Below are 1,112 nucleotides of genomic sequence, written 5' to 3' on the forward strand. Positions count from 1 at the left end.
AGAGGGCGTTTGCTCCTCACACGGGCTGAGGTGTGGGGATTTCGGTCCCCGATCGGCCGGTTCCCGGAGTGGCTGACGAGGCGTGTGTGAGGGTCGGGCGTGCTGGTGTGACCAGCACACCCGACCTATCCATGTTGCTCCTGTCTCATCCCAAGGCGCCCGGTTCCCGTCGTCGCACGCCGGCCTCCGGCCAGAGCTCTGGCCCAAGACCGCCCGCAGCGGTACGCCATAGGCATGACGTCGCGGAAGCCGTACCCGAGCGACCTGTCCGACGCCCGGTGGGCACTGGTCGAGCCCGTCCTGACCGCCTGGCGGGCCGAACGCCGGGGCAGGGCACTGGACATCGGGCGCCCGCCCGAGCACGACCTGCGGGACATCCTCGACGCGATCCTGTACGTCGACCGGACCGGGATTCCGTGGCGCTACCTCCCGCACGAGTACCCGCCCTGGGCCACCGTCTACGGCTACTTCGCCAAGTGGCAGCGCGACGGCGTGTTCGAGCAGCTCAGCGGCCTGCTGCGGCGACGAGTTCGCACCGCCGGCGGACGGACCGCCGAGCCGAGCGCGTGCGTGATCGACGCCCAGAGCGTGAAGACCGCGCCCACCGTGCCCGCCGCCACCCAGGGCACCGACGCCGCCAAGAAGATCGTCGGCAGGAAACGCAGCATCATCACCGACACCCTCGGCCTTCTGCTCGCCGTACTCGTCACGGCCGCCAGCGTGCAGGACTCCGTCGCCGGCACCCAACTGCTGAACCGGGCCGCCGCCGACCACCCCACGATCAGCAAGGCCTGGGTCGACGGCGGCTACCGCCGGTACCTCGTCGAGCACGCCGCCGCCCTCGGCATCGACATGGAAATCGTCCACCGCGACCCTACGACCAGGGGATTCGCCGTTCTGCCTCGACGTTGGTGCGTGGAGCGAACCTTCGGCTGGCTCATGCTCCACCGGCGCCTGGTCCGTGACTATGAAGCCCTGCCCGCCCGCTCCGAAGCGATGATCCACCTCGCGATGATCGACAACATGACCCGCCGCCTCACCGGCGAATCAACACCCACCTGGCGAGGCACCTGAACCCGACATCATGGAACTCACGAGATCAAACGCCCTCT

The 1,112-nt window shown here is 69.1% G+C and carries 1 protein-coding gene; it reads left to right on the plus strand.

Translation table 11 applies throughout. The annotated features are described in order from the left end of the window. Window positions 1–234 precede the first annotated feature (234 nt). Window positions 235–1,074 (plus strand): IS5 family transposase, encoded by an 840-nt coding sequence (locus tag ACWD4P_RS38430; protein WP_449782848.1) that lies wholly within the window; start codon window positions 235–237, stop codon window positions 1,072–1,074. Window positions 1,075–1,112: the final 38 nt, after the last annotated feature.

The sequence above is a fragment of the Kitasatospora sp. NPDC002543 genome, from assembly GCF_053594915.1.